This is a genomic window from Streptomyces sp. BBFR102 (assembly GCF_051397025.1).
In the GTDB taxonomy this organism is placed as follows: domain Bacteria; phylum Actinomycetota; class Actinomycetes; order Streptomycetales; family Streptomycetaceae; genus Streptomyces.
In genome coordinates, this window is the sequence record NZ_CP195757.1 from 5,748,050 (window position 1) to 5,762,032 (window position 13,983).

The window sequence follows — 13,983 nt, forward strand, 5'->3', positions numbered from 1 at the left end:
CGGACGCGGGCGGGCGCCGGGCCGCGCACTCCCTAGGATTGGCCCATGTCCCTGCCGCACGCCATCCTCACGGCCCTGCTCGAGAGGCCCTCCTCGGGACTGGAGCTGACCCGCCGCTTCGACAAGTCGATCGGCTACTTCTGGTCCGCCACCCACCAGCAGATCTACCGTGAGCTGGGCCGCCTGGAGGGCGAGGGACTCATCCGCACCCTCCCCGCGGAGAAGCCGGCCCGGGGCCGCCGCAAGGAGTACGAGGTGCTGCCGGCCGGCCGCGTCGAACTGACCCGCTGGGCAGCCGAACCCCAGGACCCCCGTACCGTCCGCGACCCGCTGCTGCTGCGGCTGCGCGCCGCCGCCGTGGTCGGCGGGGTGGGGCTGGAGGAGGAACTCCGGCGCCACCTGGAGCTGCACCGCGCCCAGCTCGCCGAGTACGAGGCCATCGAGCGCCGCGACTTCCCGCCCGCACCGGGCCGGGCGCGCGAGGACCGGCTGCGCCACATCGTCCTGCGGGCCGGGATCGAGCTGGAGACCTTCTGGACCACCTGGCTCACCGAGGCGCTGGATGAACTGGCGGGGTCCGGGGAGGCGGGCGCCGCCCCCTGACGGGCGTCCGGTCCCGCACCCCGCCCGCGCTCCGGCGGTCGCCCCTGGCCAACGGTCCGCCCCCCAGCTTCCGCGTCCGGGACCGATGCCGCCGGTCGCTCCCTCATCAGCGCGGCGCCGCCCTCACTCCCCGCCGGTCGCCACGGTCCGCTCCGGCGAGAAGCTGCCCCGCGTCCCGTCGGGCAGCTTGGCCCGCAGCTTCACCCGGTGCTTCACCCCGTCCTCCTTGCCGACGGAGAAGGTGTACCTCGCCTTCCCCCGGGCGCCTTGCCGCCCCGGACGAGGCCGGTGTCCTGCTTCCCGGCCGGCCTGATCCGGTACTCGGTGAGCTCGCCGGTCTTCGGCGCCACCCAGGCCAGGCCGATGTAGTGGCCCTCGGCGGTGCGCCGCGCGGTGGCGGCCAGCTCGGCGGGCGCCGCGCCCGGACTCCGTCGACCTCTTCCCCGCCGTGGTGGGCGCGCCTCGGGGGAGGCGGGCGAGACGTTGTCCGCGCCGTCCCTCGCCGTGCTTGAACCGGTAGGCGGTGCCCGGCCGCAGCCCCGTCACCACCTCGACGCGGAGTCCCCGCCGACGCTGTGGATCTTCGAACCTCCTGGTGGATGCCGTACGAGGCGACCGTGCCGTCGTCCTCGGCTGCCTTCCGGGTCGGCGGGGCGGCCCGGCTGCCGTCTGCCTCGGCACTCAGACGGTGCGGGCGTGGCTCGGCTCGTTCCGGGGCGCGCGCCGGGTGCGGCACGGGCCGGCTCAGGGGTGGGCGGCGCGCGCCCGCCATTCTCCGTACCGTGTGGCGTTTTGTGCGTGGATGCGAAGAATCGGCTGGCATGCTGGCTGCGGTCGGCCGGTCGGTGGCAGGGGTGAGGAGGCGGGTGTGACAGGTGCGGAAGGAAGGCCGTTGCTCCTCCTGCTCGCCGTCTGCGTGCTCGGCGTCCTACTCCTGTACGGCGCCGGGCGGCTCTGTGCGGTGAGCCGCGAACCCGCCCGCGCCCTGCCGCCGTTCAGCGGCGGCCTCGCCCCCGCCGAGCACCCGGTGAGCCGCTTCCACGTCCGCTGGTACGCGGTGGCGCTGGTCTTCCTCGCCTTCGACATGGAGATGCTCTTCATGTATCCGTGGGTGCGGGTGGTGCGGGAGATGGGCGCCCCGGCCGTGGTCGAGATGTTCCTCTTCCTCGGTATCCTGCTGGCGGCCGTCGCCTACGCCTGGCGGGAGGGCGCCTTCCGGTGGAGCTGAGAAGCGCCCTGCGGCGGGCCGCGCTGGCCCGGCCCGCCGTACTGACCGCCGTACTCCCCGGAGCGACCCGCGCCCGGCTCGCCGTCGAACGCGAACTGCGGGCCCGCCGCTGGCCGCGTGCCCTGTCCCCGGCCGCCGCCGACCTGCTGGTGATCGTCGGCCGCCCGGGCGAGGAGGAGCCCGCCTGGCTGGACGGGACCTGGTCGGCGCTGGCCGAGCCCCGCACTCTGGTCCGCGTCGAGGGCGAGGCGGACGCGGGGGCGGCACTGGACGCGGGGCACGCGGCGCTGCTGCGGGGTGACGGTGAGCGCGAGGGCCAGGCCGTCCGGCCGCACCACCCGGGCGGCGCGACCGGTACCGCGTGCCCGGACCACCCCCACGCCGGCCACGCCGCGCCGCACTCCCACGACACCCCCGTGCTCGTCTCCGGCCTCCCTCTGGCCGACCGTGCCGACGACCGAGACGGCCTGCGGCTGGACCGCCTGCACGTACCCCTCGGCCCGGCACTGCCCGACTGGCCGGCCGGGCTCGTGGTGCGGCTCGTGCTCCAGGGCGACGTGGTGCAGGAGGTGACCGGCGTCGAGGTGGCCGCCGCCGCGCCCACGACCCGGCCCGCGTTCTGGGACGAGCCCTGGATCGCGGCGGCCGACGGCGCCCCGGTGACCCGGGGTGCGGCGGCGCGGCGCCGGTGCGCCGCCCACCTCGACAGCCTCGGCCGCCTCCTCGCCGTGGCCGACTGGCCGGACGCCGACGCCCGCGCCCGCCGCCTGCGCGACGCGGCCCTGGAGGGGGCACCCTCCGGCGAACTGGCGCGCGGGACGCGGCGCCTGACCCGGCGGGTGGCCCGCTCGCGGACCCTGCGGTGGCTGACCTCGGGCATCGGGGTGCTGCCGCGCGAGCGGGCCCTGGCCGCCGGGGTCGGCGGGCCCGCCCTGGACGCGGGCGGTGACGTCTGGGACCGGGCCGTGCTGTGGCTGGCCGAGACGGTGCGGACCGCCGCCGCCTGCGACGACCCCAGGCCGCTCCCGCCGGACGACCGGCACGGGCCGCGCGGGGTCCTGACGGGGGAGCGGTCGCCGTCCGGCGCCCTGCTCGACGTCCTGCCGGCGCTGCTGCGCGGAGCGGAACTCGCGGCCGCCCGGCTCATCCTCGCGAGCCTCGATCCCGACCCGGACGAACTCGTCCCGGTCGCCGCCGGGGAGGTGGCCCGTGGCTGAGTCCGCGCCCCTGTGGGCGGCCGTCGCGCTGCCGCTCCTCCTCGTCCCGGCCGCCCTCGCCGTCGCGTGCGCCGACGCCCGCTCGGCAGCCCCGGCACGAGAGGTGCTGCGACTGCTCGTCCAGCAGCCGCGCCGCACCCGGGCCGCCGACACCCTCGCCATCCGTACCGGAACCGTGCTGCTGCCGGTCGCCGCCGTCCTGGCCGCCGCCGTCGTGCCGCTCGGCGCTACTCCGGTGAGCGATCTCGGTGACGGGGTGGTCTGGTTCAACGCCATGGAGGCGCTCGCCTGGGCGGCGGTCTGGCTCACCGGCTGGGGGCCCAACGCCACCCTCTCGCTCGTCGGCGGCTACCGCTTCCTCGCCCAGGGCCTCGCCTACGAGATCCCGCACATGCTGGCCCTCACCACCGCCGCGCTCGGCGCGGGCTCGCTCAGCGTCACGGAGATCGCCGACGCCCAGCGCGGCCTGTGGTTCGCCGTGTGGATGCCGGTGGCGTTCGTGCTCCACCTGCTGAGCGCGGCCGCCATGTCCTTCTGGGGGCCCTTCGGCCAGCCCGCCGGAGGCGACCTCGCCCGGGGTGTGGCCGGGGAACTGACCGGGGTCGACCGTCTGTTGCTCCTCGGCGGACGCCGCCTGCTGCTGCTCGTCTCCGCCGCGACGGCCGTCCCGCTCTTCCTCGGCGGCGGTCACGGCCCGCTCCTGCCCGGCTGGGCCTGGACGCTGGTGAAGACCGGGGCGGTGCTCGCCCTGCTGCTGTGGCTGCGCCGCCGGCTGCCCGGGGTGCGGATGGACCGGTACACGGAGCTGGCCTGGGTGGTGCTGACGCCGCTCGCGGTCCTCCAGGCACTGGTCGTCGCCGTGGTGGTGCTGCCGTGAGGCGGGGGAGCGGGGCCAGGCTGTGCTGACCGGCTACCTGGCCTGGGCGCTCGGGCTGTTCGCGGTCGCGGCCGGCGTCATGGTCTTCCGGTTCGACTCGATGGCCCGCGCCACCTTCGCCCTGCTGGCCGCCCTGCTCTGCGTCGCGGGAGAGGTGCTGCTGCTCGGCCTCGCGTACCTCGGCGTCGTCATCGTCCTGATGATGACGATCGAGATGGCGGTGATGGCCGTCTTTATGATCATGTTCATGATGAACCCGGCCGGGTTGATGCCCATGGCCATGCTCCACAACACCCGCGGCGCCGCCGTGCTCTGCGCCGCCCTCTTCGCCCTGCTCGCCACCGGAATCCTCACCACCGACTGGCCCGGGACCACCGGCCGCCCGCCCACCGACCCCACCTTCGAGCTCGGCATGTCCCTGATGGGGCCCCAGATGCTCACCATGATGACGCTCGGCACCGCCCTGTTCGCCACCATCGTCGCCACCGTCGTCCTGGCCACCCGACGCGGCCGCTACGACCGGTGGGGCGAGGACCTGCGCGCCGCCCGGCCCGACGACCCCGCACGCGGGGGTGTCGGCCGGTGACCCTCTCCCTCCTGCTGCTGCTCGCCGCCGCCCTGTTCTGCACCGGCCTCTTCGGGGTGCTGACCCAGCAGTCCGTGGTGATGCTGATGATGGGGCTGGAGCTGATGATCGGCGCCGTGATCGTCGCCGCCGCGGCCGCCTGGCGCCACCTCGCCCCCGCCAACGCCGACGGGCAGGTCGTCGTCCTCCTCGCCGTCACCGCGATGGCTCTGGAGATGGCGGTCGGCTTCGCCGTGGTCACCGCCCTGTTCCGCACCGGCGAGAAGGACCTCACCGACCAGGCTGCGGAGCTGCGCGGGTGAGCGCCCTGCTCTGGCTGCTGCCCGTGCTGCCGCTCACCGGCGGCGCGGCCCTGCTCCTCACCGGGCACCGCGCCGACCGTACCGCCCCCACCGCCGGAGCCGCCCTCGCCCTCGCCACCTGCGCCCTCGCCGTCGTCGCCGCCCGGATGCGGCCCGACGCCACCGCGCCCTTCCTGCCGGGACTGCCGGTGCGCCTCGCCGTCGACGGCCTCTCGGCGCCGCTCGCCGTCACGGTCGCCGCGGTCGCCGCCCTCGTCCTGCTCGCCGCCCGCGCGGGCGGCGGCCCGCCCGGCGCGGCCGCCCGCTTCACCGGCCTCATGCTGCTGTTCACCGGCGCGATGCTGACCACCGTCACCGCCGCCACCCTGCCCGTCCTGCTCATGGGCTGGGAGGCCATGGGGGCCGCCTCCTGGGCGCTCATCGGCCACACCTGGCACGACCGCTCGGCCACCGGCGCCGCCACCACCGCCTTCCTCACCACCCGCGCGGGCGACCTCGGACTCTACGTCGCGGCCGGCGCCGCCCTCGCCGGGGGAGCGGCGCCCCTCGCCCTCGACGACCTCGCCCGCACCGGCGAACCCTGGCGCTCCGTCACGGCCGCCGGCATCATCCTCGCGGCGCTCGGCAAGTCCGCCCAGCTCCCCTTCAGCTTCTGGCTCTCCGGCGCCATGCGCGGCCCCGCCCCCGTCTCCGCCCTCCTCCACTCGGCCACCATGGTCGCCGCCGGGGCCTACCTGCTGCTGCGCACCGGCCCGCTACTGGCCGCCACCGGCTGGGGCGCCGAGCTGACCGCCTGGACCGGAGCCGCCACCGCCCTCGCGCTCGGCCTGGTCGCCGTCGCCCAACGCGACCTCAAGCAGCTCCTCGCCGCCTCCACCTGCGCCCAGCTCGGCTTCATGGTGCTGGCCGCCGGAGCGGGCGCCACCACCGGCGGCACCCTCCAACTCCTCGCCCACGCCGCCGCCAAGAGCCTCCTCTTCCTCATCGCGGGCGCCTGGCTCACCACCCACGGCACCCGCCTGCTCCCCGGCCTGACAGGTGCCGCCCGCCGTCCCCGCTCCCTCGGCGCGCTCTTCACCACCGCCGCCCTCTGCCTCGCCGGCTTCCCCCCGCTGGCCCTCTGGGCCGCCAAGGACGTCCTCCTCGCCACCGCGCTCACCCGCGACCCCCTGCTGTACGCCACCGGCCTCGCCGCGGCGGCCCTCGCCGCCGTGTACAGCGTCAAAGCCCTCTGGTACGTCTGGCGACCGGCACCCCCCGCCGCGACCGCGGCCCCCGTCCGCCCCGCCCTGCTCGCCCCGCTCACCCTCCTCGCCGTGGCCTGTGCCGCCCTCACCCCGCTCGCCCCGCTCGCCCTGCCGCCCCTGCGCACCGCCCTGGAACACGCCCTCGGCACCGGCGTCCACCCCGCGCCCCACCTGTGGGAGGCGGCGCTCTCCGGTGGCCTCGCCCTGGCCGCCGCCGCGTGGGCCTGGTCGGCGGGCGGGCCCCGGCTGCGCCTGCCCGCGCCGTTCCCGGACTGGCTCGGACTGGAACGCGCGGCCCGCGCCCTGGTCGTCCGGCCCGTCCTGGCAGCGGCCCGCCTCGCCGCCGCCTTCGACACCCGGGTCCTCGAACGTGCCGTGGACGCCGCCGCGTACGGCACCCTCGCCCTGGCCCGCCGCACCGATCGGATCGCCGAACGGGGGCTCGCGGGCGGGGTGGCCGCGCTGGCCGCGGTGGTGCGCGGGGCCGGGGCGGGGGCGCGGCGACCGCAGACCGGGCAGCTCCACCAGTACCTCGCGCAGGCCGTCGCCGCCTTCACTGCCCTCGCCGTCGTCTTCGTCCTCGTCCGATGAGCCCGCCCCGCCACCCCGTCCCCGTACCGCAGGGACCGGACAGAAAGGCCCCGCCGTGCTCACGGCCCTGGTGTTCGCCCCCGCCGCCGTCGCCCTGGTGCTGCTCGCCCTGCCCCGCACCACGCCCGACGCCGTCCACCGCACCGCCTGGACCGCGACCAGCGCACTGCTGCTCGCCGCCACCGCCGCCCTGTGGGCCGGGCACGACGCTGCCGACGGCTACGCGTACGAGACACGGGTGCGGTGGATGCCCTCGGCAGGGGTCGGCTACCACGTCGGGGCCGACGGCCTCTCGCTGCCGCTGATCGCGCTGACCTGCGTCCTCTTCCTCGCCTGCGCCCTCTACTCGTGGCGTGAGCAGCGCCGGGTGCGGGCCCACAGCGCGCTCTTCCTGCTCCTTGAGACCACCTGCCTCGGCGTCTTCGTCTCCCTCGACCTCATCCTCTTCTTCGTCTTCTTCGACCTGTCCATCGTCGCCATGTACTTCGTCATCGCCGGCTGGGGCCGCGCCGAGGCCGCCCGTGCCGCGCTGATGTTCTTCCTCTACACCTTCCTCGGCTCCCTCGCCCTGCTCCTCGGCTTCATCGGCCTCTACCTCGCCGCCTCCCCGCACACCTTCGACATGACCGACCTGACCCGCGCCGACCCGCTCGCCGGACGGCCCCTCGCCGCCGGCCTCGTTCTGCTCGCCCTCGGCACCGGACTGGCCGTCAAGACCCCCACCGTGCCCTTCCACACCTGGCTTCCCCCGGCCCACACCCAGGCCCCCGCCGCCGGGTCCGCCATCCTCGCCGGGGTCCTGCTGAAGATGGGCACCTACGGCTTCCTGCGCATCGCCATGCCGATGCTCCCGGAAGCCTGGCGCCGGTACGCCCTGGTGGCGGTCGTCGTCGGCGTCGTCTCCGTGCTGTACGGGGCGCTGGTCGCGCTCGCCCAGACCGACCTGAAACGGATGATCGCCTACACCTCCGTCACCCACATGGGATACGTCGTGCTGGCCCTCGGTGCCGCCGCCTCCGCGACCGCGACCGGCGATGACAGCGCCCGGACCCTCGCGGTCAGCGGCGCCGTCACCCAGATGATCAGCCACGGCCTGCTCACCGGCGCGCTCTTCCTGCTCGCCGGAGCCCTCCACGAACGCGGCCGCACCTACGACACGGCCGCCTACTCCGGCGTCGCGGCCCGCGCGCCCGTCCTCGCCGCCGCCACCGCCACCGCGTTCTTCGCCTCCCTCGGCCTGCCGGGTTTCTCCGGCTTCGTCGCCGAGTTCCAGATCTTCACCGGCAGCCTCGGCGCGCGCCCCCTCGCCACCTCCCTCTCCGTCCTCGGCATCCTCCTCACCGCCGCGCTCCTCCTCCGCGCCTACCAGCAGGTCTTCCTCGGCCCGCTCCGGCTGCCCCCGGCCCTGGGCAGCCCCCGCGCCTTTCCCGACCTGCGCCGCCGCGAGGCCGCCGCCGTCCTGCCGCTGCTGGCCCTCGCCACCCTCCTCGGCCTCGCCCCCCGTTCCCTCCTCGACACCGTCGAGCCGGCCTCCGGCCTCGTCCTGGAGTGGCTGGCCCGATGACCGCGACCGACGAGAACCCGCTCGGCCTGCTGCCCGAACTCCTCCTCGCCGGGGCGGCCGCGGCCGGACTGCTGCTCGGCTCCTGGCTGCCACGACGCCGCCAGTGGGCCGTCGGGCTGCTCTGCGGCCTCGCCTGCCTGGCGGCCGCCGCTGCCGCCGTCACCGCCGCGCCGGGCCCCGCCACCACCGCCTTCGGCGGCGCCTACGCCCTCGACCCCCTCACCACCACCGCCCGCCTCGTCCTGTGCGGCGCCACCCTCCTGGTCACCGCCCTCAGCCTCGGCCCCCTGCGCGGTCACCCCCGCGAGAGCGAGCACCACGTCCTCGTCCTGCTCACCGCCGTCGGCTCCCTCGTCCTCGCCGGCGCCCAGGACATCCTGCTGGTCGCCGCCGCCTACCTGCTCGCCAGCATCCCCGCCTACGCTCTCGCCGGCTTCGCCAAGGACGGCCCGGGCACCGAAGCCGCCCTCAAGTACTACGTCCTCGGCGCCCTCAGCGGCGCCGTCCTGCTCGCCGGCACCACCCTCCTGTACGCCGCCACCGGCACCACCGCCTACCCCGGGCTCGCCCCCGCCGGGGCCGCCCCCGCCGCGCTGCTCACCGCCGGGACCCTCGGCGTCCTCGGCGGCCTGCTCTTCAAGGCCGGTGCCGTACCCGCCCACTTCTGGGTGCCCGACACCGTCCAGGGCAGCGCCCCGCCGGTCGCCGCCCTGCTCACCACGGTCCCCAAAGCCGGAGCGCTCACCGCCCTCTTCCGCCTCGGCGCCGTACCCCTCGCCGGGAGCACCGTTCCCTGGCCCGCCCTGCTCGCCACCCTCGCCGCCGCCTCCATGACCCTCGGCAACCTCGCCGCCCTCCTCCAGCGCGACGTCCGCCGCCTGCTCGCCTACTCGGCGGTCAGCCAGGTCGGCTACCTCCTGATGCCCGTCGCCGTCGCCGGCCGCACGGCCCTCGCCCAGCCCGCCTTCCTCTACTACGTCGCCGCGTACGCCCTCACCAACCTCGGCGCGTTCGCCGTGGTCTGCGCCCTGCCACAGGCCACCACCACCGACCACTGGCGCGGCCTGGTCCGCCACCGCCCGCTGCTCGCCGTCAGCCTCGCCGTCTGCCTGCTGGGGCTGGTCGGCACCCCGCCCACCGCGGTCTTCCTCGGCAAACTGGAGGCGTTCACCGCCGTGTTCGACGCCGGGTACGGCTGGCTCGCCGTCCTCGCCGCCGCCAACACCGTCGTCTCGCTCTTCTACTACCTGCGCTGGCTCGCCCCCGCCCTCACTCCCGGCGCCGCCCCGCCCAGCGGCGGCGAGGACCGCCTCGCGCGCGGCACCGCGCACACCGCGGCCGCCGCCTCCCTCGCCCTGGGCGTGGCCGCCGGACCCGTCCTCGCCCTGCTCGACGGCGCACCGGCGCACTGACCGGCGCCGTGCGCCGCCGCGCGAAAATCCGCTGGCGGCCGCTCAGGCCCTGTTGCTACGTTCACCGCTGTCCCCCGACCGCGCGGCCCCCTGACGGCGGCCGCGCCTGCGAACCGATCCGAGCAGGTGTTGATGAACCGGACCGCGCCGAGCGCGCCTCACCGAGATGCGGACACCCCGTCCGCCGACCGGACCACCGCCCCCTGAACCAGGCTTCCGAGGCCCGCTCGGCCTGCTCCCGCCGTTCCCGCGACCATCACCGCACCGGCTTGGAGTATCCGGGTGTCCGAACCCTTCACCGCCCACCACACCGACCCGACCACCGCCTTCGACTGCCCGTCCTGCGGCACCTCGTCGACCGGCGCCCCGCGCGACCACTGCCCGCAGTGCCTGCACACCCGGCACCGGGACCCCGCCGACCCCTGCGACGCCCTCATGACCCCGCTGGCCGTCGCCGTCCACGGGCCCGGCGACTGGCGGCTCATCCACCGCTGCACCGCCTGCGCCACCCTCACCTCGGCGCCCGTACGTGCCGACGACCACCAGGTGGCGCTGATGGCGCTGGCGGTGCGCCCGCTCGCCCAGCCGCCGTTCCCGCTCGACCTCCTCGGCCGGATCTGAGGAGCGCCCGATGTCACGTGGACACCGCGCCCGCCGAGCGTCGCGTACCGGCCGCCGCACCCAGCGCCCCAAGGACGTCCTGCACGGCCCTCGCGGCCACCGGGGCGACGCGTTCCGCTGCCTCGGCTGCCGCCGGGACATCCCCGTACGCGCCCCGGGCACCGCCCACCGCAACCACTGCCCCGCCTGCCTGACCAGCCGCCACGTCGACGGACGCGTCCCCGGCGACCGGGGGGAGGAGTGCCGCTCCCTGATGGACGCCCTCACCCTCGCCGTCCGCGACGACGGGGAGTGGCTGCTGATCCACCGGTGCCGGGCCTGCGGCACCCTCAAGGCCAACCGCCCCGCCGGCGACGACCACCCGCTCGCCCTGATCCGGCTCGCCCTCAAGCCCTTGGCCGATCCGGGGCTGGCGCACCTGGCGGGGGTGGTGCCCGGCGCGTAACCCGAAGCGGCGGCCGTCCGACGGCCGCCGCCGGCAGGGTCATCCCAGCAGCACCGAGTGCGGCAGGGCGTGGGCGGTGCGGCCGCCGGGAGTCCGTACCGTCCGCGCCGCCAGCAGGGCGTCGACCACCGCCTCCTCCACACTGTCCAGCACGGCCGTGAACACCAGGTTCAGGTCGGCGGGGGAGAGCACCACCGGCGCCTCGGCGACCCGCGTGGAGAGGGCCAGGCCGTAGTCGCCGCTGCCGTGGCTGTACGCCGCCCCGACCCGGCCCAGCGCCAGCACCCCGCGTGCCGCGATCCGCTCCAACTGCCGCCCGGTGCACGGCACGTCCAGCGCCACGACCACCACGCACGATCCGCGCGGCGAGGTGTACCCGGACCGCTCCAGACCCAGATCCTCGGGCAGGACCGTCCGCCCGGCGACTCGCAGGTCCCCGTCCATGTTGGCCTGCACCAGCACCCCCACCGTGGCCGGACCGCCCTCCAGCGGCACCACCCGGGAGGCCGAACCGATGCCCGCCTTGAAGCCCAGCGCGCACGCTCCGGTGCCGCCCCCGGTGTTGCCCATCGCCACCGGGCCCGCGTCCGCGCGGTCCAGCGCCGCCCGCACGTGGGCCTCGGTCACCGGCCGCCGCTCCGCCGACAGCCAGGAGTCGTTGATCTCGCCCACCACCGGGTTGAGTGAGGTCACCGGCGCCGCCGACCGGTCCAGCACCCACCCCACCAGGGCGTCCGCCGCCCTGAACGCCGACAGCGTGGAGGTCAGCAGCACCGGCGTCTCCAGCTCCGCCAGCTCCATCAACTGGGTCGCGCCGACGAACTTCCCGTACCCGTTGACCATGTGGAACCCGGCCGGGACCGCGCGCGCCTCCTCCAGGGCCACCGGCACCAGCGCGGTCACCCCCGAGTACACGCCCCGCTCGCTGTCGTCCAGCGTGGTCTGCCCCACCAGCAGCCCCGGCACGTCGGTGACCGCGTTGAGCGGCCCCGGCGCCATCCGCCCCACCACCCGCCCGGTCTCCCGCAGCCGCAGCGCCCGTCCCCGGCCGTCGTCCGCCATCCGTCCGCCCCTCGTACGGCCGCGCGGACTCTCCGCGCGGCGGCCCGCACTCTACGTCCCGGGCCGACGCGGCGTCAGGCCGCGAAGCGGTCCGTGGCGGCCCGCACCCGTGCCAGCGTCGCGGCGCCGCCCAGATGCCCGGCCGACTCCACCACCGACAGCCGTGCCCCGGGCCAGTTCCGCGCCAGTTCCCACGCGGTGTGCACGGGCCCGCCCAGATCGAGCCGCCCGTGGACCAGTTCGCCGGGAAGCGAGCCGAGCCGGTGCGCGTCCCTGATCAGCGCCCCCTCCTCCAGCCACGCGCCGTGGGAGAAGTACCAGGCGCAGATGCGGACCAGCGCCGTCTGCCCGGCGGACGGCCGCCCCGTGTACGGCGTCCCCATCCCCTCCGCCGAAACCACCGCGTCCTCCCAGGCCAGCCAGTCGGCCACCGCCCGCTCCCGCACCGCCGGGTCGGCGTCCTCCACCAGCCGCGCGTACGCCCCCACCAGATCACCGTCGGGCCCGGTGCCCGAGCCGGCCACGAACCGGTCCCAGGCCTCCGGGAAGAACCGCCCCACTCCCCGGTACAGCCAGTCGATCTCGCTGCGACGGGTCGTCGTCACCGACGCGACGACGATCTCGCTCACCCGCTCCGGATGGCGCTCGGCGTAGGCGAGGAGCAGCGTGGAGCCCCACGAACCGCCGTACAGCAGCCACCGGCCGATGCCCAGACGGCGCCGGAGCCGCTCCATGTCGGCGACCAGGTGGCCGGTCGTGTTGTGCCGCAGCGAGACCGAGGGGTCGGCGGCGTGCGGGGTGCTGCGCCCGCAGTTGCGCTGGTCGAAGAGGACGACGCGGTACCGGTCGAGGTCGAAGGCGCGCGGGGCGCGCGGGGCGCACCCAGAACCGGGCCCGCCGTGCACCACCACCGCCGGTTTGCCCCGGGGGTTGCCGCGCGCCTCCCAGTAGATCCGGTGGCCGTCACCCACGTCGAGCATCCCGGAGTCGTACGGCTTGGCCCCGGCGGGCGGGCGAGGGGGAACGGACACGGCGCACTCCCAGAGGTCGACCGGCACAATTCACCGAGCCTACAAGCGACCGCCCGCCGTTCAACTCCGGTCGGCTCACCGGAGGGCGCCCAATATCCACGGCAGGTCCTTCTTGGCGGCCACCACGAGCACCTCCCGGTCCCCGTCCCGGCACTCCACCACCCAGTCACCCGCCTGCCCCGCCGGCCCGGTACGGTCGTCCGCCGGGGCCCGCGGCCGCACCCGGACCACCGCCACCGACCGGGGGAGCGGGAGACGAGCCGAGCCCGGCTCCGGGCCAGCCGCCACCGCCAGCCCCTCCGGACCCGCCACCAGCGTGCCGAAACCAGCCGCGCGGTTCGGCACCGCGCCCACCACCACCCCGGGGAACCGCCGCTCCCGCTCGGGCAGCCTCGGCAGCACTTCCGGCGGCGCCGACGGCCGGGCCCGCCGCCACCGCAGCAGCCACGCCCCCGCCGCCAGTACCGGCACCGCCGCCCCCACGCTCAGCAGCAGCGCGTCGAGCAGACCGTCCGTCACCAGCGGACCGAAGAACCCCACGGTCCCCAGCACCAGCCCGCAGCACATCGGCACCGACAGCAGCCACGACGCCCGCGCCCCCGCCGACCGCCGCGCCCACTCGTACGCCACCCACCCGAACACCCCGCCCAGCGGCACCAGCCCGAGCCCGACCGCGTACGGCAGCCGGTGCCCGCCGACCGGTGTCGCCGAGGTCTCCTGCCGCAACGGGCCTGCCACCACGGCACGTTCCTCGCCCCGCCAGCGCACCACCCGCACCCGGTCCCCGGGCACCACAGCCTCGAAGAGCGCGCCCTCCTGCTCCAGCCGCACCCACGACGGCTCCGTGCCCCCGTCCGGTCTCCACCGCAGCCCGGGCAGCCGTGGGCCCCGCCCGCCGCCGGGCTCCTTGGCGACCACCGTGCCCGGCACCGCCTCCAGGCACTCCCGCGCACCCGACGGCTCCGGACGGCCCGCGCAGAACGGGGCGGTCCGGTACGCCGCCTCGGCGGCCAGCGCCCCCGGCACGTACCAGCCCAGCAGGCAGCCGGCGACGACCAGCAGCCCCAGCGACAGCGCCACCGGGGTCGCCACCCCCGCCGACGGCCCGCGCCCCGGGCCCGCCGGTCTCCGGCTCCCCGTCCCTGTCCCCATAAGCGCATCCTTCCCCCGCCGCGCCTTGGCCGACCCCGCTCGGCC

At 76.4% G+C, this 13,983-nt stretch carries 14 protein-coding genes; 11 read left to right on the forward strand and 3 right to left on the reverse strand.

Annotation, left to right across the window (positions count from 1 at the left end):
- The first annotated feature begins 45 nt into the window (after positions 1-45).
- The 11 genes from ACSLIC_RS25520 (at position 46) to ACSLIC_RS25570 (ending at position 10,693) form a co-directional block, all read left to right on the forward strand.
- Positions 46-603 carry a PadR family transcriptional regulator gene (locus tag ACSLIC_RS25520; protein ID WP_436740042.1) on the forward strand — a complete coding sequence of 186 codons (558 nt, stop codon included), beginning with the start codon at positions 46-48 and terminating at the stop codon, positions 601-603.
- An 892-nt stretch (positions 604-1,495) separates the two neighbouring features.
- On the forward strand, positions 1,496-1,831 hold the full coding sequence (locus ACSLIC_RS25525) for an NADH-quinone oxidoreductase subunit A (protein ID WP_436740482.1): 336 nt from the start codon (positions 1,496-1,498) through the stop codon (positions 1,829-1,831).
- Positions 1,822-3,048 (forward strand): hypothetical protein, encoded by a 1,227-nt coding sequence (locus ACSLIC_RS25530; RefSeq protein ID WP_436740043.1) that lies wholly within the window; start codon positions 1,822-1,824, stop codon positions 3,046-3,048. Before ACSLIC_RS25525 ends, ACSLIC_RS25530 begins: the two co-directional genes overlap by 10 nt.
- On the forward strand, positions 3,041-3,925 hold the full coding sequence (locus ACSLIC_RS25535) for an NADH-quinone oxidoreductase subunit H (RefSeq protein ID WP_436740044.1): 885 nt from the start codon (positions 3,041-3,043) through the stop codon (positions 3,923-3,925). Before ACSLIC_RS25530 ends, ACSLIC_RS25535 begins: the two co-directional genes overlap by 8 nt.
- Before the next feature lie 79 nt (positions 3,926-4,004).
- Positions 4,005-4,511 (forward strand): NADH-quinone oxidoreductase subunit J, encoded by a 507-nt coding sequence (locus ACSLIC_RS25540; RefSeq protein ID WP_436740483.1) that lies wholly within the window; start codon positions 4,005-4,007, stop codon positions 4,509-4,511.
- A complete protein-coding gene (gene nuoK, locus ACSLIC_RS25545; protein ID WP_436740045.1) occupies positions 4,508-4,813 on the forward strand; it encodes an NADH-quinone oxidoreductase subunit NuoK in 306 nt (101 codons plus the stop codon). The genes ACSLIC_RS25540 and nuoK overlap by 4 nt, the downstream gene beginning before the upstream one ends.
- Positions 4,810-6,651 carry a proton-conducting transporter transmembrane domain-containing protein gene (locus tag ACSLIC_RS25550; RefSeq protein ID WP_436740046.1) on the forward strand — a complete coding sequence of 614 codons (1,842 nt, stop codon included), beginning with the start codon at positions 4,810-4,812 and terminating at the stop codon, positions 6,649-6,651. Before nuoK ends, ACSLIC_RS25550 begins: the two co-directional genes overlap by 4 nt.
- A 55-nt stretch (positions 6,652-6,706) precedes the next feature.
- Positions 6,707-8,215: a complex I subunit 4 family protein gene (locus ACSLIC_RS25555; RefSeq protein WP_436740047.1), complete on the forward strand. Its 1,509-nt coding sequence runs from the start codon at positions 6,707-6,709 to the stop codon at positions 8,213-8,215.
- Positions 8,212-9,627, forward strand: a complete 1,416-nt coding sequence (locus ACSLIC_RS25560; RefSeq protein WP_436740048.1) for an NADH-quinone oxidoreductase subunit N — start codon at positions 8,212-8,214, stop codon at positions 9,625-9,627. Before ACSLIC_RS25555 ends, ACSLIC_RS25560 begins: the two co-directional genes overlap by 4 nt.
- Positions 9,628-9,909: 282 nt before the next feature.
- Positions 9,910-10,248 (forward strand): RNHCP domain-containing protein, encoded by a 339-nt coding sequence (locus tag ACSLIC_RS25565; RefSeq protein WP_436740049.1) that lies wholly within the window; start codon positions 9,910-9,912, stop codon positions 10,246-10,248.
- A gap of 10 nt (positions 10,249-10,258) precedes the next feature.
- A complete protein-coding gene (locus ACSLIC_RS25570; RefSeq protein ID WP_436740050.1) occupies positions 10,259-10,693 on the forward strand; it encodes an RNHCP domain-containing protein in 435 nt (144 codons plus the stop codon).
- 39 nt (positions 10,694-10,732) lie between these two features.
- Here the strand turns inward: ACSLIC_RS25570 and ACSLIC_RS25575 are convergent, their stop codons facing one another.
- From ACSLIC_RS25575 to ACSLIC_RS25585, 3 genes are all read right to left on the reverse strand, one after another.
- Complete coding sequence (locus ACSLIC_RS25575) at positions 10,733-11,755, reverse strand: P1 family peptidase (protein WP_436740051.1); 1,023 nt, start codon at positions 11,753-11,755, stop codon at positions 10,733-10,735.
- Between the two features lie 74 nt (positions 11,756-11,829).
- The gene (pip, locus tag ACSLIC_RS25580) at positions 11,830-12,786 is read right to left on the reverse strand and encodes a prolyl aminopeptidase (protein ID WP_436740052.1); all 957 of its coding nucleotides are present in this window, start codon (positions 12,784-12,786) and stop codon (positions 11,830-11,832) included.
- A gap of 75 nt (positions 12,787-12,861) precedes the next feature.
- On the reverse strand, positions 12,862-13,866 hold the full coding sequence (locus tag ACSLIC_RS25585) for a hypothetical protein (RefSeq protein ID WP_436740053.1): 1,005 nt from the start codon (positions 13,864-13,866) through the stop codon (positions 12,862-12,864).
- Between the last annotated feature and the right edge of the window lie 117 nt (positions 13,867-13,983).